This window comes from Rhizosphaericola mali (assembly GCF_004337365.2).
GTDB classification, from domain to species: domain Bacteria; phylum Bacteroidota; class Bacteroidia; order Chitinophagales; family Chitinophagaceae; genus Rhizosphaericola; species Rhizosphaericola mali.
The window spans coordinates 2,918,090-2,941,322 of record NZ_CP044016.1; the positions used below are offsets into that span (position 1 = coordinate 2,918,090).

Consider the following 23,233-nt stretch of genomic DNA (forward strand, 5'->3'; position numbering starts at 1 on the left):
ATTTATTCCATTTATTTTTTCATATTGATTGGTTAGATATTTAACCAATTTGCAAACCCATTTTTATATGATTTCCATACAAAAATCGCTCGAGTTGCAACATCCAGACATTCAATTGCCAGACTACGATCCTACTGAAATTAAGGCAGGTATCGCACATATCGGCGTTGGTAATTTTCACAGGGCACACCAAGCGTATTATACACATCAATTTCTCAATAATAGCAATGAAAAAAATTGGGGAATTATCGGAATAAGCATCACCAATTCTGGTCCTGCAATGGCAGAGAAATTTGAAAAACAGGATCATCTATATACATTGACAGAATTTGCACCAGACGGAGCGAAAGATATTTCGGTTGTAGGTGCCATTGTGGATTATTTTCCAGCCAAAAATCAAGAAAAAGAAGCTTTACAAATATTGGCCGATGAAGACATTAAGATTGTGTCGTTAACGATCACGGAAGGCGGCTATTATGTGGATGACAATGGCAATTTTGATATTGAACATGAAAATATCCAATATGATTTGCAGCATCCAGAAGCGCCACAAACGGCATTTGGATATATTGTTTATGCATTGGCTTTACGCAAACAAAATCAAATCCCAGCCTTTACTGTATTGTCCTGTGACAATGTCCAGCACAATGGTGATGTTACCAAAAAAGCAGTGCTTTCTTTTGCGCAAGCAGTAGATAAGGAATTAGCTAAATGGATTGAAGAAAATGCAAGTTTTCCCAATTCTATGGTGGATAGAATTACGCCATCGATCGACAAAGAAGACAAGGCGCAATTGAATGATGCGAGTGGTATCGAAGATGCCATACCTGTATATGCGGAAAAATTTACACAGTGGGTCATAGAAGATTATTTCAGCATGGGAAGACCTGACTGGGAAATAGCTGGAGCTACTTTTGTAGAGGATGTAACACCATACGAAACCTTGAAATTACGTTTTCTAAATGCTTCGCATAGTATGTTAGCTTATCCGGCGGTATTGATGGGTTATACGCATGTAGACAAAGCGATGGAAGATCCTTATTTGAAAAAATATTTGATCGACTTTATGAATAAAGACATTAGTCCGATCGTAGAAGTCCCAGAAAACGTACAATTAAAATCTTACAAACAAAGCTTAATCGAGCGTTTTTCCAATCCTGCGGTGAGCGATCAGTTGGCAAGACTTTGTTATCATGGTGGCGCAAAAATTCCAGGATTCATACTTCCTTCTTTAAAAGAAATATTATCAAGAGGTAGCGATACCAAAAGAATTTCTTTTTTACTAGCGGCTTATGGACATTATTTGAAAGAAAAAGAAGACAATTTGGGTAATGAAATTGTACCTGAAACGCCCAAATTAAATGAAGCGGATTGGCAATTAATCCACCAAGAAAATGATGCAGCTTTTTTACAAATAAGCCCATTCAAGGATTTTGAATTAACCGAAAATGATGCTTTTGTTCAAGAATATTTGGCGTTTAGAAAACAATTAAGACTTTCTTATGTTAAAAACATATTAGAAAGTTTAATCGTTTAAATATATTTTTTCACATATAAAAATTATATGGATTTTATCTCAATATTAGGCATAGTATCCACACTATGTACGACTGGCGCATACTTGCCCCAAACATTAAAAATTATCAAAACAAACCATACCAAAAGTTTATCCGCATTGACTTACACGATGATCTCAATAGGTAGTGCACTTTGGGTATATTACGCAGTATTACGCCACGACATCCCTGTAATCATTGCCAACGGAGTACAAGGTTCACTCAGCTTGATTATACTCCTAATGAAATTGAGAAACATGGGTAAACATAAAGAAACAACAAAAGCAACTACATAAACTAACCGTTTTTATATATTTTCCAAGGTTGTCCACATGGGCAGCCTTGATTTGTTTAGTGAGATTTCGGCTTGCGACGGAAGTTGATTACATTTAGCTTTTTATTCGAAAAAATGAAGTATATTTTCGAATATTGATAATTAAACAAGAGTTATGGCCAATATTTTATTAGAAAAATGGAACACGCCATTTGGCAGTATTCCATTTGAGGAAATTAAGAATGAAGATTACAAACCTGCATTTTTGCAAGGTATTGAAGACGGGAAAAAGGAAATCGATGCTATCGCACAAAATGAAGCGACGCCGACATTTGAAAATACGATAGAAGCATTAGATGCCTCTGGTCAAGTTTTGGACAAAGTAGCGGAGATATTTTTCAATTTAAACTCTGCTGAAACCAATGATTTTTTTGAGGAATTGGCGCAAGAAGTTTCTCCACTATTGGCAGAATATAGTAATGATATCACACTCAATGAGGCCTTATTTGCTCGTATCAAGTATGTAAAAGAGCATACACCGATTGAATCATTGACGGAAGAGCAAGCACGTCTTTTGGATAAAACATTTAAAAGTTTTTCTAGAAATGGAGCACTTCTTTCTGATACGGATAAAGAAACTTTGCGTGAAATTGATAAGGAATTATCTGGCTTGACTGTGAAATTTAGTCAAAATGTATTGCAAGAAACCAATGCCTACACTTTGCACTTAACGGAGGAAAAAGATTTGGAAGGTTTGCCAGAATCCATCGTCGAAATGGCAAAAGAGGAAGCGACAAAACGCAATTTGGAAGGTTGGGTGTTTACACTACAATTCCCAAGTATGGTACCTTTTATGAAATATGCGAAGAATAGAGATTTGCGTGAAAAAATGTCTATCGCCATCGGTCAACGCGCTTATAAAGACAATGAGCAAAATAACTCTGCCATCATCCACAAACTCGTTTCTCTTCGTGCAAAACGTGCCAAACTATTGGGCTTTGATTCTCATGCAGCATTTGTACTAGAAGAAAGAATGGCCCAAAATCCGAAAACGGTTTTAAGCTTTTTGGATGATCTTTTATTTAAGGCAAAACCATTTGCGGTAAAAGAAATTGAGGTTTTAAAAGATCTAGCCGCACAGGACGGGATTGAGGATATGAAAAGCTTTGATCATAGTTACTATGCAGAAAAACTACGAGAAGCTAAATACGAATTTTCAGAAGAAGAATTAAAACCTTATTTCTCCTTAGAAAAAGTATTAGAAGCTGCTTTCACAGCCGCAGAGAGACTCTACGGACTAAAATATACCGAAAGAAAAGATATCCAAAAATATCATCCTGAAGTGACCGTATATGAGGTAACAGAAAATGGTCAATACAAAGGACTATTCTACACGGACTTTTTCCCTAGAGACGGAAAACGCCCTGGAGCATGGGAAACTTCTTATCAAGCGCAATACAAAAACAAAGAAGTCAATCAAAGACCACATGTTTCTATAGTTTGTAATTTCTCACGTCCTTCCAAAGACAAACCTTCTTTATTAACATTTGGGGAAGTAACTACGTTATTTCACGAGTTTGGACACTCACTACATGCGATGTTGGCAGATACGACGTATAGAAGTTTGTCTGGCACGAGTGTTTATTGGGATTTTGTAGAGTTGCCATCACAGTTTATGGAAAACTATTGCTATGATAAAGATTTCTTACAATCTTTTGCAAAGCATTATAAAACTGGCGAAACTTTACCTGCGGAAAAAATAGATAAAATCGTAGCATCTGCTAATTTCATGGAAGGTTACCAAACTATAAGACAATTAAGTTTCGGCATTTTAGATATGGCATTCCACACGGGAAAATTATCCGAAAATGCAACTATGGAAGACTTTGAAGATGAGATACTTTCTGACACTAAATTATATCCTACTACAGCAGGATTAGCAATGAGTCCATCCTTCTCACACATATTTGCAGGCGGTTATTCTGCCGGATATTATTCCTATAAATGGTCGGAAGTTTTGGATGCGGATGCATTTGAATTCTTTAAAGAAAATGGCATTTTCAATCCAGAAATCGCTGCAAAATTCAAGACACTTTTAAGTTCGGGTGGAACAAAAGATCCAATGGAACTATACAAAAATTTCAGAGGGCGAGAACCCAAAGTAGAGGCGCTATTGAAACGTGCAGGATTGGCGGAAGCGTAAGAAATTTCGCATTAATAACCACAAAGCGACTCTAGAATTAGAGTCGCTTTTATATTTCAACAATTATTGCTGTAGATGGTTTTAATAAATGAAACATTATTATAATGAGTAATATAAATAGTACAAAACGATTTAGTGAAAGAGTGGATGATTATGTAAAATACCGTCCTCATTATCCTTCAGCAATTGTAAATTTACTGGAAAACGATTTCGGATTAACTTCTACAGATACGATTGTCGATATCGGCTCTGGCACTGGTATATCAAGCCAAATTTTCTTAGAAAAGGGATATTCAGTTTTAGGAGTAGAACCCAATGATGAGATGCGGAAAGCAGGGAGTGAATATTTGAAAAATTATCCAAAGTTTACGGCAAATTCGGGAACTGCTGAAGCTAGTTTATTAGAGAATAAAAGTGTCGATTTTATTATTGCCGCACAAGCATTTCATTGGTTCGACACTATTTCTGTAAGGAAAGAATTTGAAAGAATATTAAAACCTAATGGACATGTTGTATTAATTTGGAATGAACGTTTAATTTCTAATCCTTTTGAAATAGAGTACGATCAATTAATTATCAAGCATGCTATTCATTACGTAAAAGTGGATCACCGTAACATAGATCTTGAAAGTATTCGAAAATTCTTCTTTCCCAATCCAGTAGAATTTACAACATTTACGAATTTTCAAGATTTTGATTTTGAAGGATTGAAGGGCCGCTTGCTATCGTCTTCTTACATGCCCCAAAAAAATAATAATGGATATGATGATATGATACAAGATTTACGTTCCTTATTCGACAAGTACCAACTAGAAAATACTATCCGAATAAACTATGATACAAAAGTATATGTAGGTAATTTTTCATAACTTTTCTTGCAACTTTTTTAAAATTTCTCCATCTTCTTTAATATGACATAATAAATAAAAATATTATCATGATGGTGAACTTTCAGTGTAATCTATGTAAATCAATTATAATAATAGACAATAAGAAAAAAATCAAATACCTATTCTATCTTCTATTTGTATTGATCTTCGTCATAAGGAACACATTATATGGGCAAACTACATATCAACAATTCGATCAATATTTTTCAACCTCGAATCACATAAAACAATTCAATGGAAATGCTTTAGTTGCAGAGAATAAAAAAGTAGTATACATAAAATCTATAGGATTCGCGGATTTCGATACAAAGAAAAGACTTACCGAAAATTCGCAATTTCCAATTGCTTCTATTACTAAAATTTTTACATCCACTGCAATTTTGCAATTGAAACAAAAAGGACGTCTAAGATTAGATGATCCAGTAAAAACATATCTACCGGATTTCCCTTATACAGAAATTACAATTCGCCAATTGTTAAGTAACACTTCTGGATTGGCTCAATATTATAATTTATTTGATACCATAATGTTTCAATTTCCCGAAAAGATAATTACTAACCGTGACATTATTCCAACTTTCATTCAATATAAAACACCTCTACAATTTACTCCAGGCGAAAAATGGGACTACAATAATGTTAATTTCTGTATTGCGGCTTTGATAATTGAAAAAATAACTGAGCTTTCTTACCAAGACTATATCAAGCAAAATATTTTTGAGCCTTCAAACATGAAAAACTCTGTTGTACCAATAAATAGGAAAATATTACAAAAAAATCAGGTAGAACTATATAGTTTTCCAAATCGTTATTCTACTACACTTAAAAACGTGAAAACAATTCCCGAAAATTTTAGAATTGACGGAAGAAGCAACTTTTACGGAAATGGCGGGATTGTAAGTACTTCAGAAGATTTATATAAGTTTGTACAAGCTTTGTTCAGTGGCAAACTTATCGACAAAGAAGAACTAAATGAAGCATTTACCCCTGCAAAACTAAACAACGGAAATCTTGCAGGCTATAAATTGGAAAACACAAAAATTAATTACGGCCTCGGTTGGGAAATGTACGACGATGAAAAAGATGGAAAAATAGTGTTCCACGATGGTTCAATTACAGGATTAACAAGTATCCTTGCCTTTAATATTACTAAAAAGCAAACACTCATTTTATTAGAGAATACTGGAAATACTTCAATGTATACTGTTTCAAATACGGTATTCAATATCCTTAATGGGATATCTTTTACACCTCCAGCAGAAAATTTTGTAAGACAATATGGAAATGCTATAGCTCAAGGCCAATTTGAGCGAGCAGAATATTTAGTTTCTTCATATCAGAAAACTCCTAAAAATTATTCTATAACCGAAAGCGAAATGAACAAACTCGGTTATCAACTACTACGACACAATAAGAAAGACGCGGCTATTTCAGTATTTAGAACAACTACTAAAATTTTCCCTGAAAGTTGGAATGCATTTGATAGTTATGCTGAAGCGCTTCTTGCCAATGGTCAAAAAACAAAGGCCATAAAAATGTATCAAAAATCACTAGAATTAAATCCCAACAACGAAAATGGAAAACAAATTTTGTTAAAAATAAATAGCAAGTAAAAATCATTTTTAAAACACTTATAATTATTCTTCTTTCGGATTTCTAAACACCGTAATGCTTAGATTAGATATAGATCCATTTAGTGGAGTCTTTTTATCCCCGATTTTTTTCAATGGGAATGATAATGTCTGTACATAAAACATGGTGTCTTTTGCATTCTTGGGGATACTATATCCATGCAACGTTGAGACAAGTTCTCCATCTGCCTTCAAGGTCACTTTGTTATTTGTACCGGAAAAAGTTAGGCGAATATTTTTCTCTTCTGGTAAATTATAGTCAAAAGTATCTATATAATTTTCACGTTTAAATGCAATTTTTCTATTAGGTAGCAAGTATAGTTCAGTGCGCCAGGTATCATCAGAAAATAAAGGCGTATTGACTTTTACATTTCCTGCTTTTATATCAAATGCAACACAATATTGAAATCCCAAATGTTCTATACTCGTATTTACTTCTCTTCTTTTACGATCAATTACAACACCTTTAGTCGTCGGATTCCAAATCTGCCTTCTCAACTGAATAGAATCCGCACCCAATGGCAAAGGATAACTATAAAGAGGTAAGCGTTTTCCATCAGACAAGCCAAATGCATCTTTTGCAAATTGATTATAATTGTTGGTATCGGTAACATTGGACCACATTTTTTCAGCCAATACTTGTAAAGCTGGAAAAACACGATTATGTACATCCATCGCGGTAATACCATTGCCTACAATATCATTCCAAACGGCGAAAGAACCGCCAACTAATGAAGTATCTCCTTGTTCAAATTTTACATTTCCTACGTTTAAAGGTGTCCAACTTTTGTACAAATAGGGCAAATCTAAATAATCATAATAATAACCTGCGGCAGGCACGATATATACAAATCCATCAGGTGTACTGATTAATTTATAGCCCAATCTTTTCATTTCAATTGGATCTGCATAACCATTATACCAAATATTCAATGTCACATCTTTTGAAATAACGGGTGTTGTGCCAGTCGCATGCGTCAAAGCACCCCAAGCGCGTACTTGTTTACCATACCCTTGAACAAAATGTATCAAATGATCAGTAAACGCTCTAAATCTTTCGGACTCTGCTTTAGCATATTCATCTGTACCAATATGTACATAAGGCCCTACAAATACAGGATTAGCACCGCTAATGTATTCCTTGAAAATATTGTCAACAATTTTTTCAGTTGCAGGATTCGCTAAATCCAAATGATCAGCACCATATTTCTTACTTGCAATCTGAGGAAATACTTGTGTAATGGCTAAGGAATGTGCTGGCACATCAATTTCTGGGATAATCGTTACGCCATATTGCAAGGCTAATTTTTGCAAAGCGATAAAATCTTTTTTCGTATAAAACTCTCCATTTTTATTGAGTTTGGGATAAGTGGAAGATTCTAATGCAAATCCAGCATAAGTACTATCCCAATTATTGTTGAAAAATTTCTGAAAGCCATTGTCATTTAAATGAATTTGAAACTCGCTTATTTTATAATAAGACAACATTTTTACATAACGTTTCAAAAATTCTAAAGAGAAAAACTTACGTCCATCATCTAATATAAATCCTCGTGATGGATATTTAGGAAAATCAATAATCTTTCCTTTAGCCAAACCTGTATTTTTCTTTTTTGCTTGTTCTATCAATTGTAAAAGTGTCCTTGTGCCCCAGATCAAGCCTTTGTAGTGCGGAGCTTCAATGGTTATAATTTTATCAATATCCAATGTGTAACCTTCTTTTCCCAACTCTTTATCTTGCGATGTTTTCAAAGAGATTACAGTAGCATTTTTTGGTATTTTTTGACTAATGGTATTTTTAATGCCTATTTCATTAAAATCATTATTCAAAATTTTAGCGGCTTCTGTAACATCTACGTTTTTACCATCAATTACAATAACGCAAATGTTTTTCAAGGAAAGAAGCCCTTGCTGACCTTCCCATTGTTGTAATGAAGGAATCACAAACGGTTTTGAATTGGTTTGTGCAGATAGATTTTGGGAAATAAATATCCAAATTAGTACAAAGCAGTAAAAAAATGTTTTCATATTACCAAATTTAAGCAATTACATGAAGTTTCTTATTTGAAAATCAAAGTAAACGTTTGCATAATATCATAAAAAAAGGACCAGCAAATGCCAGTCCTTTCTAAAAAATATTTAGATAACTATCTTGCTACATTCACTGCACGTTTTTCACGGATTACAGTTACTTTAATCTGACCAGGATAAGTCATTTCAGTTTGAATTTTTTGTGCAATTTCAAAACTTAGTTTGTCGCTATCACCATCAGAAACTTTTTCCGCTTCTACGATTACACGCAACTCACGACCCGCTTGAATCGCATACGCTTTTTCAACACCATTATATGCTTGCGCCAAATTTTCCAAATCTTTGATACGTTGGATATATTGTTGCATCATCTCACGTCTTGCACCAGGACGCGCACCACTGATGGCATCACAAGCTTGAACTATTGGAGAGATTACATATTGCATTTCCATTTCATCATGGTGTGCTCCAATAGCATTCACTACCGCAGGATTTTCACCATATTTTTCCGCCAATTTTGCCCCTAACAATGCGTGACTTAATTCCGTTTCTTCATCAGGAACTTTACCAATATCATGTAGCAAACCAGCACGTTTTGCCAATTTTGGATTCAATCCTAATTCTGCCGCCATGATACCACAAAGGTTGGCTGTTTCACGGCTGTGCATCAATAAGTTCTGACCATAGGAAGAACGGAAACGCATTTTACCTACGATACGAATCAATTCTTTATGCAAACCATGAATTCCCAATTCCATTACGGTACGTTCACCGATTTCTGCAATTTGTTCTTCTAATTGTTTGCGTGTTTTGTCTACCACTTCCTCAATACGAGCTGGGTGAATACGTCCGTCAGCGACCAAACGCGTCAAAGACAAACGGGCTATTTCTCTTCTCAATGGATCGAAAGAAGACAATACAATGGCTTCCGGAGTATCATCAACGATCAAGTCAACACCTGTTGCTGCCTCAATCGCACGTATATTACGACCTTCACGACCGATGATCTGACCTTTAATTTCATCTGTTTCCAAATTGAAAACGGTTACAGTATTTTCAATTGTCTGCTCAGCAGCAGTACGTTGGATAGATTGGATAATGATTTTGCGTGCTTCTTTGCTCGCTTTTTGTTTTGCGTCTTCGATAATTTCTTGTTGAAGCGTCAACGCTTGTGTTTGTGCTTCATGTTTCAAGTTTTCTACCAATTCCGCTTTTGCTTCTTCAGCAGTCAAATTCGCAACTTTTTCTAGGCGACGAATATGTTCTTCTTGATGTTTTTCTAATTCCCCTTTTTTCTTATTGACAATTTCAATCTGATTTTCTAATTCAGATTTCAAAGTTTGATTTTCTTTTACTTGTTTTTCAAGAGCAGATTCCTTCTGTCCTATATTGGCTTCTTTTTGCTTAATTCTATTTTCGCCTTCGCTGATTTTTCTATTTCTGTTATTTACATCTTTGTCATATTCTGACTTAAGTTGTACATATTTTTCTTTCGCTTCTAATTCTCTCTCTTTTTTATAAGCATCGGCCTCTATTTTGCCTTCTTTTACGATTAATTGCGCTTGTTGTTGTGCCTCCTCAATCTGTTTGGATGTATTTTTTGCAAATATTACTTTACCTAAAAATATTCCAACTATAACACATACAACAGCGATTACTGTTGTGATCATGGTCTGTATACTGTTTAAACTAATTAATAATGAACAGGTTATTGCAAATATCTACAATATCCCTAAGGTGCGAAGATAACCAAACGAAATCAAAAACATTAGTGAAATCACGTATCTTTTTGAAATGAACGCTTCTCTCCTATCCAAACTCGTAGTTTCAAAATTAGAATTTAGATGCAAAAAAATCCTAATATATTGATACACAAAAAACGAACATAGAATTTATGTTCGTTTTTTCTTATCGTCTGTGAATATTAACCTTCTTTGATTGCAGCGATACCCGGCAATATTTTACCTTCAAAATATTCCAATAAAGCACCACCACCCGTAGAAACGTAGCTTACTTTATCAGCAAATCCGAATTTATTTACAGCTGCAACGCTATCACCACCGCCAACAAGAGAGAATGCTCCATTTTGGGTAGCTTCTGCAACGGCAGTAGCAACTGCTTTGGTACCACCTTGGAATTTTTCCATTTCGAATACGCCCATTGGACCATTCCACAATATCGTTTTGGAATTTTTAATTACTTCTGTAAAAGCAGCTTCTGCTTTTACAGCAATATCCAATCCCATCCAGCCATCTTCAATCGCATCACTTGGAGCAATCTCCGTATTGGCATCCGCCGCAAACTTGTCTGCGATAACAGAATCTTGAGGTAAATGTATTTTTACACCTTTTGCTTCCGCTTTTTTCAATAATTCTACCGCTGTTTCCAAGCGATCATCTTCGCATAAGGAAGCGCCAATTTTTCCGCCTTTTGCTTTAAAGAAAGTGTACGCCATACCACCACCAATGATGATATCTGTCGCTTTTTCTAAAAGATTTTCAATAATCAAAATCTTATCCGAAACCTTCGCACCACCGATAATTGCCGTAAAAGGTTTTTCAGAATGATGCAAAACTTTCTCTGCACTTGAAACTTCATTGTCCATCAACAATCCGAAAAATTTCTTTCCAGTAGGGAAAAATTGTGCAATTACAGCAGTGGAAGCGTGCGCTCTATGCGCCGTACCAAAGGCATCATTGACATATACATCGCCTAATTTGCTTAATTTTTCTGCAAAATCTTTATCTCCTTTTTCTTCTTCTTTATAAAAACGAAGATTTTCCAATAACAACACTTGTCCTGGTTGTAAAGCTGCCGCTTTATCAATAGCTTCCGCACCGATACAATCATTTGCAAATTCAACTTTTGTACCGATCAATTCTTCTACTTTGGATAAAATATATTTTAAGGAAAATTTGTCCTCAGGTCCTTCTTTTGGACGACCTAAATGGCTCATCAAAATAACGCTACCACCATCAGAAAGGATTTTTTTAATTGTTGGCACCGCCGCTTTTATTCTTGTATCATCTGTAACTTCTAAAGTCTGTTTATCTAAAGGAACATTAAAATCGACTCTTATCAATACTTTTTCCCCTTGGAAATTATGCGCTGTGAAATGACTCATTATGTTTACAATTTGAATGTTGTATAATATTTCGGGCTTAAAAATAGGAAAATACTTTCGTTAAAACCCTGTCAAATCTAAATAAAACAAAAAAGCCTTGAAACTTTCGCTTCAAGGCTTTTCAATATTTTAAACAAATCAATTATGCGGCTTTTTGATCTTCATGTGCCATTTGTTTCAAAAATCCGATATGTGATCCTATTGCTTGATACATTTTATCATATTCAATATACGTCACATCATAATCTTTACAAGCTTGCTTCACAATCTTATTAATCGCTGGATAATGAATATGCGAAATACGTGGAAATAAATGATGCTCTACTTGAAAATTCAAACCACCCACATACCAACAAATAAATTTGTTTTGCGTAGCAAAGTTAGCTGTTGTTCTCAATTGATGTACCGCCCATTCGTCTTCCAAGGTGTAAGCTGGAGCTTGCGGCATCGGAAATGCAGTATCACTCACCGTATGTGCCAATTGAAATACAATACTCAAAATCAAACCTGCCGTCATGGTAAATGCAGCAAATCCGATAAACCATGGCAACCATCCAAATCTAACCACTGGTATGACGATAAATAAACCATAATAAATCGCTTTAAATACCCAAAACTCGATATGATCTCTCAATTTCATCTTTTTGATTGGAGTTGCGCCAATTTTTCCTGTGAAATATTTTTTAAAATCACTGATAAATGTCCAGAAAAAATGAAGTATTGCATAGAAAAACCAAAAATAATAGTGTTGAAATTTATGCATTTTATATTTCTTCTGTGTAGGCGCCATCCTTAAAAATGGTTCTGCGTCAATATCATCATCAATACCATCAATATTAGTATAGGCGTGATGAATCACATTGTGTTTCATATTCCACATATATTGACTAGCGCCAACAAATTCCGCAGTATTAGCTGCTAAACGATTGACAATCGGACTGTTACTAAAACTACCGTGATTGCCATCATGCATTACATTAAAGCCTACAGCAGAAGCTACAGCACCCAACAGCATACACAATAAGATCGATATAAAATTAGACGATGGCGTAAAAAATATAATTGTAGTATATAATACAACCAATAATATTACTAGAAAAATGGCTTTGGATAAAATCCTAGAACCACCGGTCATTGGCTGACCTGTTGTTTTGAAATAATCATTAATGCGCTTCTTTAGTTCAACGTAAAAAGAAGGATTAGGATGTGCAAATTTTGCTGCTTGCATGATGAAATTTAAATAATAAAAAAGTTGAAATGAATTCGGATGAGTCTAAAAATTTAGGTGGTTACTTGCACGAGGTCATTAAAATCTCTCACGCCCACTGCCTTTTCGCTTATAAATCCTTCGGCATATTGTACACCGATTGTTTTACCTAAAGACAATGCTCTACCAATGGTTCTATTCAAAAAATCCGGAGTGGAAATATATGTTGTAGGTTCAGACGCATCCGATGTATTAAATTGTGTCTTATAACAAACAACAGCTTTGATTTTTTGTTCATGAACATCCGAAATATCAAAAACAAAATCTGGTTCGATATACGTATCTTGGATATAATGATAGATATTTTTGGGACGCCAAGCTTCTTGTGATTCGCCCTCCCATTCTGTTTCTATCTTACGAAGACCCGATAAAAATGCTGCACGTACCACCAATTCAGAACTTCTTCCATGATCTGGATGACGATCTTTGGGCGCATTACAGATCAATATTTCTGGTTGATATTTTCTAATTACTTGAATTACTTTAAACAAATTTTCTTGTGTAATTTCAAAAAAGCCATCTGCCATTTCCAAATTTTCGCGGTAAGAAATACCCATCACCTCAGCGGCATCTTCTGCCTCTTGTCTTCTGGTATGGATCGTTCCACGTGTACCCAATTCACCTTGTGTAAGGTCAACGATAGCGACTTTTTTGTTTTGTTTTACAGAAGCGATAAGTGTACCACCGCAGCCCAACTCGATATCATCGGGATGCACTCCTATTGCCAAAATATCTACTTTTAATGCACTCATCTTAAAATTTGCAAATAATTATAATCCAACCTTTGGAAGTAAGTTATTTAAAAACTCACTTTAAAGCGCGGCAAATATACGGCATTTAAAATCGTTGTAAAGCAGGATAATATGTTTAAAGTTTGTCATTTAACATTTATACCCAATAAATGTCAATAAGTGAAGAATTTTAGTGTTGTCCATACATTTTAGCAACATCTTGGGCAATTGCTTCCAGGGCCTGATCCTCCCCCTCAGCATCATAGTCTTGTTTGAGGCTAGAGCCGAAGACCACTGCGACGGATTGCCAAAATAAGGCGGTCAGATTTCCTTTATATTCTTGGATTATTTCGTAACAATTATTACCCGTTTGGCGGCGAATAAGCTTCATCAATACTTTTCCTTGATATACAGATAGATTAGAAATTTTGCTGGTGAAATTTTTCTTTAAATCAGCCTCATGAGAGTGGATTATTGCCTTTCTTTTTGCCTTATCTGTCACTCCTACTAATTCTTGATTGATCTGATTCATCACTCTCGATGCAGATAGAGCATATGGATAAGTCACGTAAACAGCATTGCGTAAGCGGGTCCACTCTTTGAAATATCTTTTAAATTTTGGCAAAACCTTTCCCTCCAACTCAACGGACGGAAGACTGACACAAGGTAGTGTATCTCCTGTCTGCGGATCTATGTAAATACCAACGACAGTATCTTTTGCCATTTTCTGCCCCCAAATATTTTGGGAAAAGCCAAGCAAGAACAGCCAAAACAATATCCATATATTTTTTAAACACTTCACCATTTCAAAGGTACACTGCAATTAATTAGGAGTTATAAATTATGAATTATTAGTTTTAAAAACTTTTTCGATTAATAGATTGGCTATCTTCAAATTTCCCAGCCCATTTGTCCTTATTTATGCCAACCTACTTACATTTGCGACATGTCTGCAGAACAAATCATCGAGTCTTGGAAAAAAAATCAATTTAAACCTATTTACTGGTTAGAAGGAGACGAACCTTTTTTTATTGACCAAGTGATGCAATATGCTGAAAACAAAATACTTACACCATCAGAAGCAGATTTTAACCTATCTGTTTTCTATGGCAAAGATGCAGATTGGGCAGAGGTTGTGAATGCTTGTCGCCGCTATCCTATGTTTGCGGAAAAACAAGTCGTCGTACTCAAGGAAGCACAACAGATGAAGGACGTCAATGTATTGGAATCTTATGTAGCGAAGCCGATGCCAACAACCATTTTCGTTGTGAGCTACAAAGAGAAAAAAGTGGATGCACGCACAACATTTGCCAAAACATTGAAAAAAAATGGCGAAGTTCTGACGACAAAAAAAATGTACGATAGCCAATTGCCTGATTGGATCAATCAAATGGTCAAGTCCAAAGGATTTACCATCACTCCGAAGGCATTACAATTGGTTATCAACTCAATAGGAAATGATATTTCTAGAATTTCAAATGAAATCAACAAACTTTCGGTCAATCTAGAAGGCACAACTGCGATCAACGAAGATCATATCGAAAATTACATTGGCATTAGCAAAGATTTCAATGTATTTGAAATGCAATCGGCCTTGGGAAATAAAGACTTAACAAAAGCGATGCGTATCGTTCAATATTTCGGTTCCAACCCCAAAGCAGGTCCGATGCAGATGGTTTTACCTTCTTTGTATGGCTTTTTTAGTAAAGTAGCGATGGTTTTTGCGGCAGGTAGTTCGGATACAAAAATTATTGCGGACACGATTGGCGTCAATTCTTTTTTCGTACGAGATTATATTACGGCTGCCAATAAATATGGATATCCTGGTGTGGAAAAAGTGCTTTTACTTTTGCATGAATACAATTTACGTTCAATTGGGGTACATAATGGCGGAGCAGAATCAGCCGAATTAATGAAAGAAATGGTTGTCAAAATGATGTTGTAAATAATTGAAAATGAGTACAGTTTCGACTTTTGTAGCTTTTTTGCGTGGTGTAAATGTTAATGGTACAAGTATGAAAATGGCAGAAGTTTCTTCCGTATTCGAAAAAGCGGGTATGCAAAATGTGATTTCCATTTTAGCGTCTGGTAATATCATCTTCCAAACACAACTTACTGCTTCTGCGGCTAGATCAATTCTAGAAAATGCAATGTCTATACATTTCAATTATGAAGCGTTTCTATTTGTGAAAACAAAGGACGAAGCGGCTTCTATTTTTGATAATAATCCATTCCAACCTGATCCAGATTTTCATATTTATAGCTTTATCGGGGATATCGGTTTGGATAAAATATTAATGGATCAATTTGAAAATATGACACATTCAGTCGGCGAATCAGCTCAAATTGTGACAAATAACTTTTATTGGAAAGTGCCTAAAGGAAATACTTTACAACCCGGATTTGGAAAAATATTAGGAAATAAGAAATTCAAAAATCTGTTTACTTCTCGCAATATCAACACATTTGAAAAGATTTTGAAGAAAATGTAATTGCATAGTTTCCACTTCTCTGCAGAGTCTCTCGGAGAGGACTTTGCGATTACAATAATTTTAATGTCACTTTCCTTGAATGGAAAAGTAACCAAAAGATCAAGTCGTCTGACTGCGAAGCAGCACCGCTGGTAACGCAACCCTTCGGAACGTTTGAAAATAGCTCGTGTACATTTTTTGCTGCTAGTTTAATTTTTTTAGTTGCTAAAACTCACGCAAAAAACACAGCTCCGCTATTTTCTGCACTTTGCTGCCAGACGACAAACTGTTGATTGACAGTATTTCTACTATTATATTTATGAAAATTCAAAATGCTTAATTTCAATTATTCGCATTAATGGATTAACGTGAAGAAAATCAATCAGTGTAGTCGATAGAAAGAATATATGTCTGAGTGAAGCGACCACGTATTAGCGCGAAGCAATTTATATTCTTTCCGAAGGAACGATTGATTTTTAGTTAAGGCAATTGCAGCCCTTTTGTTTCTTTTCCATCAAGGGAAAAGAAAGTTAATGAAGCATTTGAAAAGATTTGACAAAAAATACATTCATTACAGTATATTACAGAATGACTATATATGATTATTTAAAAAGTTGGGTTATTGATAAATTGGCAAAAAAGAACACGAAGAATATTCAATTTGGAACTGCGAATTTCCCAGAGAATGATTATAGTAAAATATTACCTTTTGCCTATGCTCAAAGCGATAAAAGCCAACTTCTCTCTAATCAAACTATTGTTGACTTAGATATAGAATCTGTATTTCAAAAAATTGACCACTGCATTACGCCTATTGGTAAACAATATCTAAACAGCAAATTGATTACTCAAAAAAATACCGAATTAATATCCGAACTAAATATAAATCGTTACAGTGATCCAATATTTAGAAATGCAATCATACAATCTTTACAAAAATTACAGAACTATCAGTTTTTCTCGCTATTTGAAAAAATATGGATTCCTAAAGAAATGGAATTTCCTAAGATTACATGGACTAAAATAACAACTTTAATACTTACACTAAGTTTAATTTTATCCTTTATAAAAGTAGAATTTTTAGGCATTTTCTTTATTATTTATATTACGCACTATATCGTTTATTTCAAACAAAAATATCTTTTACTATATTATGCAGACCAACTCAATGATATATCCAAACTATATCAAGTAGCAATCGAACTACAATCAAAATCTGCTGATAATACACCTTTACCAAGAATAAAAATATTTAATCGAGTAAATATTTTCTTATTTTTCGAATCTATTAGCAAAGCCGATTTTACAGGGATATCATTTCTTATCTACGAACAAATAAAAATTTTATTTCTATGGGAATTTCGTTTGTATCGACGAACATCCAAGGGAATTACAGCAAATAGAGAAAACCTTAAAACCTATTTTAATTTTATTGGCTTCACTGATATGGCATATAGTATAGCATCACTCAGAGCATCTAAAAATATACATTTTTGCACACCAACTAGAATTTCAATTCCCAAAATCTCCTTTGAAAATTTGCAACATCCATTGGTTGAAAATTGTATTGGGAATAGTTTTATATTTTCTCGTTCTTGTTTAATAACAGGCTCTAACATGTCTGGAAAAACGACTTTTATGAGAGCTATTGCAATTAATATCCAATTGTCTAATACGCTAAATATGGCATTTGCCGATACATTTCAATATTATAATTTTCCAATATATAGTGCGATTACGATTTCGGACGATATCAACAATAGTAAAAGTTTCTTTTTTGCAGAAGTAGATGTAATGAAAAATATAACATCTAAGACTCAAAAGGGCAATAGTTTAATTTTGTTAGATGAAATATTTAAAGGAACAAATCATGATGAAAAAATAGCTATCAAATATGCATTTTATACATTTCTTAATGAAAATGGGAATATCGTATTAGCATCAACTCATGACTTAGAAATGGCAGAAAATCTTAGTAATACTTATGATTTTATATATTTCAACGAGAGTATTATCAATAACAAATTACAATTTGACTATAAATTGAAATTAGGACTTTGCAAAGAACAAAATGCAATTAGGATTTTAGAATTAGCAAATATGAACTACTCTATTATCAATTACGCCAAAGAATTTTATCATAAAAAGAAAATTTAAGACATATAATTTACTAATTTTAGTAGTTATTAATTTACGGTTTATCTTAAAGAAATTATATGAGCATAGATTTATCTAAAGATGGTTCAAGTTTTGTCCATCATGTTTTCTTTTATTTAAAAAATCCAGATAATGCATCTGCAGCAGAACAACTTATTGATGGTTTGAAAAAGTTAACACAAGTGCCGACAATTCAATATTATCATATAGGTCTACCAGCACCGACAGACAGAGATGTTATTTTAGGCGATTATAGTATTTCTTGGCTTTGTTTGTTTAAGAATTTGGAAGAGGAGGAAATATATCAATCACATCCAATTCATCTAAAATTTATTGAGGAATGTGCACATTTATGGGAAAAAGTAGAAGTATTTGATTCTATTTAAAAATTGTAAAAATTATTTCCAATATTATTTTATACTGATCAGTATTATTGGCATTTATTGGATTAACGTGAGGAAAATCAATCAGTGGAGTCGATAGAAAGAATATATGTCTGAGCAGAACGAAGTGAAGTGACCGCGAAGCAATTTATATTCTTTCCGACGAAACGATTGATTTTTAGTTAAGACAATTACAGCCTTGATCTTTTGTTTCTTTTCCATCAAGGGAAAAGAAGGTTAAAACATAATATGCAAAGTCATCTTCGAGAGGCTATACGGAGAAAAAACTCCACACAAGCACCGTTCTTTCCCTACTAACGCTTGCACGAGAAAAAGATGAAAGAGCATCGAAAAAAGACATTACAATATCTCGTTCACCGCATCGCGATCTTTTGCTAATTGTGCTTTTAACGCATCCAAACCAGCAAATTTTACTTCTCCACGCAAATGTTGAATAATTTCAATTTCCAACATTTTTCCATAAATATCTTGATTGAAATCTAAAATATTGACTTCTATTGTTCTTTGCGTACCGCCAACAGTAGGACGTACGCCAATATTCATCATCCCTTTTAGCTGATTATTTTCATTATGCGGATCTTTTACCTTGACTGCGTAAACGCCATTTGCAGGAATTAATTTTTCCGTATTATCTACATCCAAATTCGCGGTTGGAAAACCAATCGTTCTTCCTAATTGATTGCCAGTTACGACCATGCCTTCGAAAAAATAAGGATGTCCGAGAAAATTATTGGCAGTTTGAATATCGCCTTTTAAAAGTGCTTCTCGTATTCTAGTCGAACTAATCGCTACCTCATTCTGTACTTGTTCGGATATTTCTTTGACTTTAAAGCCAATTTTTTCTCCATATTTTTCCAATAATTTGTAGTCGCCCGTACGTCCATGTCCAAATCTGTGATCATAACCGACGATGATACAACTCGGTTTACATTTATCCCAAAGGAATTTTTCAATATATTCTTCTGCACTTTGATTAGAAAATGCTTCGTCAAAAGGTACGACGATGACATTATCAACACCAAAGCTTTCTAATAATTTAATTTTTTCTGAGAGCGTCGTCAATATCGGAACAGGCATATTACCTTCTTTCACAATCTTACGTGGATGAGGATGAAAGGTGATGATAATCGTCTCACCGTTGTGATGTGCCGCTTCTGCTTTTAATTGAGATATAATTTTTTGATGGCCGAGGTGCACTCCGTCAAAAGTTCCAATCGTAACTACCGCATTTTTAAAGGTCGGCAATGCTTCAATATTGTTAAAAACTCTCATAGAAAAGACAAATATACTTGCAAAGAATTGTAGAATTGTAATTTCTGTTTAAAAATCCCTTTTGCCTTATTAACTTTGCCGCGCATTTAGGTTTCGAATTTTCTAAATAAATAATGAATATTCCCATGTCATTATACACACAAAGAGGTGTTTCTGCGCAAAAAGAAGAGGTACATGCCGCGATTGAGAAATTAGATCAAGGGCTTTACCCACATGCATTTTGTAAAATGTATCCCGATTTTTTAGGTGGCGATGATAAATTCATCAACATCACGCACGCTGACGGTGCAGGCACCAAAAGTATTTTGGCGTATTTGTACTGGAAAGAAACAGGCGACATCAGTGTATGGAACGGCATCGCACAAGACGCTGTAGCGATGAATTTGGATGATTTGCTTTGCGTAGGTATCTATGACAATTTGTTATTTTCTTCTACCATCGATCGTAACAAAATTATTATCAACGGCGATGTAATCAAAGAAGTGATCAATGGCACACAAGCTTTTTTTGATACGTTGAAACAATATGGCGTTCAGATTCATTATTTAGGTGGAGAGACTGCTGATGTTGGTGACGTTGTACGCACCATTGCGGTGAATGGAACCATGACTGCAAGATGGCCAAAATCCAAAGTCATTACAAATGAAAAAATAAAAGCAGGTAACGTAATTGTTGGTTTTTCCAGTGCTGGTAAAGCTGTTTACGAAACAGAATATAATAGCGGCTTGGGAAGTAATGGATTGACAAGCGCAAGACATGATGTTTTGGCTAAATATTATGCAGAGAAATATCCTGAAACTTTCGAAAATAAATTACCAAATGAAGTGGTCTATATCGGAAAAGAAAAAATGACCGATACGTTGGAAATTGATGGCGAAAAGATCTCTATAGGTAAATTGTTACTTTCTCCTACGCGTACCTATGCGCCATTGATGAAGCAAGTTTTGGATAAATATTTTGATACAATTTATGGAGTGATTCATTGCAGTGGAGGTGGACAAACAAAATGCATGAAGTATTTGCCTACAACTTTAAAAATTGTCAAAGATAATATGTTGCCCGTCCCTCCTATTTTTGATTTGATTCAAAAAAATTCTGGTTCGGATGACAAAGAAATGTATCAAGTTTTCAATATGGGACAACGATTGGAAATATTCACAGACGAAGCCACTGCACCTTCTTTGATCGAAGAAGCAACCAAATTAGGTATTGATGCTCAAGTAATTGGACATGTAGAAGCCTCAGATAAAAATGAATTGCATATTAAAACACCAAAAGGTTGGATTAATTATTGATTTTTATTTTGAATGATTATATATTTGCGCCGCATTTTAATTAATGCGGCTTTTTTTTGCCAACCTAGCTCAGCTGGTAGAGCAATTCATTCGTAATGAATAGGTCGAGGGTTCGATCCCCTTGGTTGGCTCAAAATTTAATTTTCCAAAACTACATTATGAAAAAAGTATTGTTATCATTGGCATTCAGTATGCCATTTTTGTTTGCCTCAGCCCAATCAAATAAAAAAATTGAATTTGGGATAAATGGCGGCTTAAGTTTGTATAATCTCACTAATCGCCAAATATATAGTGAAAATAATTACAAAGCAGGATTTGCAGCTGGAGTCGCGGTAAGTATACCTATAGCAAAAAGCTTTTATATTCAACCAGAAGCATTATATCAACAACAAGGTTCAAAATATGCTAATTTGACTACATCCATTAGCAAAGCAGATTATGAAATGCGATTTGGATATGTAAATTTTCCATTATTAGCCAAATATCAATTATTCAATTCAAATCTATCTATATACGCCGGTCCCCAATTGGGCATTTTAACAAACGCCAAATATATTCTTACAGTGAGCGGAACAGACATTAATGGAAAATATGAAACAGATATCAAAAAAGATGTAAATACGATAGACTTTAGCGGTGCGTATGGACTTGAATATTACTTTGCTATAGGAGGAAATTCGAAAATCGTATTGAATGCAAGATATAATACAGGTTTCTCTCATGTAATGAAAAGTGAAGAAAGTCGAGATGCTAAAAGTAAAAACACTGGATTTACTTTTATGGTTGGTTATAGATTCTAATTAATAGAAAATCTTATTAGAAAAAGGGAAAGTTAAATATTAACTTTCCCTTAATTTTTTATTTTTTGTTTAAACGTTTAAATTTATATATCTTGCACCTTACTAACATTCGTTCATTATGAAAAAGGTATCAATCAAGGATGTAGCACAAAAAGCGGGCGTATCGACTGCGCTGGTTTCTTATGTCATCAATGGACGCTTGCAAGAGCGGATCAATGAACAAACAGCTCAAAAGATAAAAGATGCTATTAAAGAATTGAATTATCGCCCGAATAGAATCGCTCAAAGTCTCAAATTGCAAAAGACTTTTACAATCGGTTTGATTGTACCTGATATTGCCAATCCATTCTCTTCTGCGGTGGCACGTTTGATTGAAGATGAAGCAACTAAACAAGAATATTCTTTGTTGATTGCTTCATCCGATGAAAATATTGACAAATTAAAATCGATTACTGAGTTATTTATCAATCGTCAAGTGGATGGTTTGATTATAGGTGCGGTGGAAAATTCCAAAGCTTATATTCAGGAATTGACAGACCGCAATATTCCTTTAGTATTGATTGACCGTTATTTTTCAGATGTTGATGTATGTTCCGTTTCAATTGACAATTTTGCAATTTCAGGTAAAGCAGCGCAAAATTTATTGGATCAAGGAAGAAAAAATGTTGCTGTATTTTCTTACAAAACAACATTGGAGCATTTGAATGCTCGTGTAGAAGGATTCGAACAAACCATAGCTCAAAATAAAGAAGCTAGATCTCAAGCATTTTACATAGATGAAAAACTTTTACCTATGCAAATGAGCGAAGCATTTGATCATTTATTTGAAAATAATTCACATATAGATGGTTTGTATTTCACCACCAACAAATTAGCTGTTGAAGGGATCAAACAATTAATTCAAAGAAAAATACAAGTACCAGAAAAAGTAAATATTGTCGCATTTGACGAAACGGACGCATTTGATTTATATACATCTCCATTGTATTATATCCAGCAGCCTTTGCAATTACTTGCAGAAACATCTGTCGATTTATTGACCCAACAGATTGATAATAATCCAATTGCGGAAAAGAAAGTACAATTTGAATCCACATTAATTTTAAAAAAATCAATTCATTAAAATA

Annotated in this window: 19 protein-coding genes and 1 tRNA gene; 13 read left to right on the forward strand and 7 right to left on the reverse strand. The window is 34.3% G+C overall.

Annotated elements, in window-relative coordinates:
- Nucleotides 1-67: 67 nt before the first annotated feature.
- From E0W69_RS12570 to E0W69_RS12590, 5 genes are all read left to right on the forward strand, one after another.
- Entirely contained in the window at nt 68-1,537 is a 1,470-nt protein-coding gene (locus tag E0W69_RS12570; protein WP_131330407.1) for a mannitol dehydrogenase family protein, read from the forward strand.
- 27 nt (nt 1,538-1,564) lie between these two features.
- The gene (locus tag E0W69_RS12575; RefSeq protein ID WP_131330408.1) at nt 1,565-1,852 is read left to right on the forward strand and encodes a SemiSWEET family sugar transporter; all 288 of its coding nucleotides are present in this window, start codon (nt 1,565-1,567) and stop codon (nt 1,850-1,852) included.
- A 153-nt stretch (nt 1,853-2,005) separates the two neighbouring features.
- On the forward strand, nt 2,006-4,033 hold the full coding sequence (locus E0W69_RS12580) for a M3 family metallopeptidase (protein ID WP_131330409.1): 2,028 nt from the start codon (nt 2,006-2,008) through the stop codon (nt 4,031-4,033).
- Between the two features lie 104 nt (nt 4,034-4,137).
- Complete coding sequence (locus E0W69_RS12585; protein ID WP_131330410.1) at nt 4,138-4,902, forward strand: class I SAM-dependent methyltransferase; 765 nt, start codon at nt 4,138-4,140, stop codon at nt 4,900-4,902.
- Nucleotides 4,903-5,063: 161 nt separating this feature from the next.
- Nucleotides 5,064-6,536, forward strand: a complete 1,473-nt coding sequence (locus E0W69_RS12590; protein ID WP_191967834.1) for a serine hydrolase domain-containing protein — start codon at nt 5,064-5,066, stop codon at nt 6,534-6,536.
- Nucleotides 6,537-6,560: 24 nt separating this feature from the next.
- On the opposite strand, the gene E0W69_RS12595 is transcribed toward E0W69_RS12590, so the two are convergent.
- The 6 genes from E0W69_RS12595 to E0W69_RS12620 form a co-directional block, all read right to left on the reverse strand.
- Nucleotides 6,561-8,582, reverse strand: a complete 2,022-nt coding sequence (locus tag E0W69_RS12595) for a beta-N-acetylhexosaminidase (protein WP_131330411.1) — start codon at nt 8,580-8,582, stop codon at nt 6,561-6,563.
- A 119-nt stretch (nt 8,583-8,701) separates the two neighbouring features.
- Nucleotides 8,702-10,255, reverse strand: a complete 1,554-nt coding sequence (rny, locus tag E0W69_RS12600; protein ID WP_131330412.1) for a ribonuclease Y — start codon at nt 10,253-10,255, stop codon at nt 8,702-8,704.
- Between the two features lie 254 nt (nt 10,256-10,509).
- Nucleotides 10,510-11,709 (reverse strand): phosphoglycerate kinase, encoded by a 1,200-nt coding sequence (locus tag E0W69_RS12605; RefSeq protein ID WP_131330413.1) that lies wholly within the window; start codon nt 11,707-11,709, stop codon nt 10,510-10,512.
- Between the two features lie 142 nt (nt 11,710-11,851).
- Nucleotides 11,852-12,937, reverse strand: coding sequence for a fatty acid desaturase family protein (locus E0W69_RS12610; protein ID WP_131330414.1), 1,086 nt, complete (start codon nt 12,935-12,937; stop codon nt 11,852-11,854).
- A 53-nt stretch (nt 12,938-12,990) separates the two neighbouring features.
- Nucleotides 12,991-13,728 (reverse strand): bacillithiol biosynthesis deacetylase BshB1, encoded by a 738-nt coding sequence (bshB1, locus tag E0W69_RS12615; RefSeq protein WP_131330415.1) that lies wholly within the window; start codon nt 13,726-13,728, stop codon nt 12,991-12,993.
- 169 nt (nt 13,729-13,897) lie between these two features.
- The gene (locus tag E0W69_RS12620; RefSeq protein ID WP_225321248.1) at nt 13,898-14,512 is read right to left on the reverse strand and encodes a DUF4294 domain-containing protein; all 615 of its coding nucleotides are present in this window, start codon (nt 14,510-14,512) and stop codon (nt 13,898-13,900) included.
- A 141-nt stretch (nt 14,513-14,653) separates the two neighbouring features.
- Here E0W69_RS12620 and holA point away from each other — a divergent pair, with 141 nt between their 5' ends.
- The 4 genes from holA (at nt 14,654) to E0W69_RS12640 (ending at nt 18,721) form a co-directional block, all read left to right on the forward strand.
- A complete protein-coding gene (holA, locus tag E0W69_RS12625; RefSeq protein ID WP_131330416.1) occupies nt 14,654-15,652 on the forward strand; it encodes a DNA polymerase III subunit delta in 999 nt (332 codons plus the stop codon).
- Between the two features lie 10 nt (nt 15,653-15,662).
- Nucleotides 15,663-16,199: a DUF1697 domain-containing protein gene (locus E0W69_RS12630; RefSeq protein WP_131330417.1), complete on the forward strand. Its 537-nt coding sequence runs from the start codon at nt 15,663-15,665 to the stop codon at nt 16,197-16,199.
- A 531-nt stretch (nt 16,200-16,730) separates the two neighbouring features.
- On the forward strand, nt 16,731-18,335 hold the full coding sequence (locus E0W69_RS12635; RefSeq protein WP_131330418.1) for a MutS-related protein: 1,605 nt from the start codon (nt 16,731-16,733) through the stop codon (nt 18,333-18,335).
- 59 nt (nt 18,336-18,394) lie between these two features.
- On the forward strand, nt 18,395-18,721 hold the full coding sequence (locus E0W69_RS12640) for a Dabb family protein (protein ID WP_131330419.1): 327 nt from the start codon (nt 18,395-18,397) through the stop codon (nt 18,719-18,721).
- Between the two features lie 357 nt (nt 18,722-19,078).
- Here the strand turns inward: E0W69_RS12640 and E0W69_RS12645 are convergent, their stop codons facing one another.
- Nucleotides 19,079-20,011, reverse strand: coding sequence for a bifunctional riboflavin kinase/FAD synthetase (locus tag E0W69_RS12645; RefSeq protein WP_131330420.1), 933 nt, complete (start codon nt 20,009-20,011; stop codon nt 19,079-19,081).
- Between the two features lie 125 nt (nt 20,012-20,136).
- Here E0W69_RS12645 and E0W69_RS12650 point away from each other — a divergent pair, with 125 nt between their 5' ends.
- The 4 genes from E0W69_RS12650 (at nt 20,137) to E0W69_RS12665 (ending at nt 23,229) form a co-directional block, all read left to right on the forward strand.
- Nucleotides 20,137-21,306: an AIR synthase related protein gene (locus E0W69_RS12650; protein WP_191967835.1), complete on the forward strand. Its 1,170-nt coding sequence runs from the start codon at nt 20,137-20,139 to the stop codon at nt 21,304-21,306.
- Between the two features lie 58 nt (nt 21,307-21,364).
- A tRNA-Thr gene (locus E0W69_RS12655) sits at nt 21,365-21,437 on the forward strand.
- Nucleotides 21,438-21,464: 27 nt separating this feature from the next.
- A complete protein-coding gene (locus E0W69_RS12660; RefSeq protein WP_191967836.1) occupies nt 21,465-22,106 on the forward strand; it encodes a porin family protein in 642 nt (213 codons plus the stop codon).
- A 118-nt stretch (nt 22,107-22,224) separates the two neighbouring features.
- On the forward strand, nt 22,225-23,229 hold the full coding sequence (locus E0W69_RS12665; protein WP_131330423.1) for a LacI family DNA-binding transcriptional regulator: 1,005 nt from the start codon (nt 22,225-22,227) through the stop codon (nt 23,227-23,229).
- Nucleotides 23,230-23,233: the final 4 nt, after the last annotated feature.

Excerpts from the sequence above, each read along its gene's own strand:
- E0W69_RS12570 (WP_131330407.1), top strand. The coding sequence starts at position 68 with ATGATTTCCATACAAAAATCGCTCGAGTTGCAACATCCAGACATTCAA.
- E0W69_RS12575 (WP_131330408.1), top strand. The coding sequence starts at position 1,565 with ATGGATTTTATCTCAATATTAGGCATAGTATCCACACTATGTACGACT.
- E0W69_RS12580 (WP_131330409.1), top strand. The coding sequence starts at position 2,006 with ATGGCCAATATTTTATTAGAAAAATGGAACACGCCATTTGGCAGTATT.
- E0W69_RS12585 (WP_131330410.1), top strand. The coding sequence starts at position 4,138 with ATGAGTAATATAAATAGTACAAAACGATTTAGTGAAAGAGTGGATGAT.
- E0W69_RS12595 (WP_131330411.1), bottom strand. The coding sequence starts at position 8,582 with ATGAAAACATTTTTTTACTGCTTTGTACTAATTTGGATATTTATTTCC.
- rny (WP_131330412.1), bottom strand. The coding sequence starts at position 10,255 with ATGATCACAACAGTAATCGCTGTTGTATGTGTTATAGTTGGAATATTT.
- E0W69_RS12605 (WP_131330413.1), bottom strand. The coding sequence starts at position 11,709 with ATGAGTCATTTCACAGCGCATAATTTCCAAGGGGAAAAAGTATTGATA.
- E0W69_RS12610 (WP_131330414.1), bottom strand. The coding sequence starts at position 12,937 with ATGCAAGCAGCAAAATTTGCACATCCTAATCCTTCTTTTTACGTTGAA.
- bshB1 (WP_131330415.1), bottom strand. The coding sequence starts at position 13,728 with ATGAGTGCATTAAAAGTAGATATTTTGGCAATAGGAGTGCATCCCGAT.
- E0W69_RS12620 (WP_225321248.1), bottom strand. The coding sequence starts at position 14,512 with ATGGTGAAGTGTTTAAAAAATATATGGATATTGTTTTGGCTGTTCTTG.
- holA (WP_131330416.1), top strand. The coding sequence starts at position 14,654 with ATGTCTGCAGAACAAATCATCGAGTCTTGGAAAAAAAATCAATTTAAA.
- E0W69_RS12630 (WP_131330417.1), top strand. The coding sequence starts at position 15,663 with ATGAGTACAGTTTCGACTTTTGTAGCTTTTTTGCGTGGTGTAAATGTT.
- E0W69_RS12640 (WP_131330419.1), top strand. The coding sequence starts at position 18,395 with ATGAGCATAGATTTATCTAAAGATGGTTCAAGTTTTGTCCATCATGTT.
- E0W69_RS12645 (WP_131330420.1), bottom strand. The coding sequence starts at position 20,011 with ATGAGAGTTTTTAACAATATTGAAGCATTGCCGACCTTTAAAAATGCG.
- E0W69_RS12650 (WP_191967835.1), top strand. The coding sequence starts at position 20,137 with ATGTCATTATACACACAAAGAGGTGTTTCTGCGCAAAAAGAAGAGGTA.
- E0W69_RS12660 (WP_191967836.1), top strand. The coding sequence starts at position 21,465 with ATGAAAAAAGTATTGTTATCATTGGCATTCAGTATGCCATTTTTGTTT.
- E0W69_RS12665 (WP_131330423.1), top strand. The coding sequence starts at position 22,225 with ATGAAAAAGGTATCAATCAAGGATGTAGCACAAAAAGCGGGCGTATCG.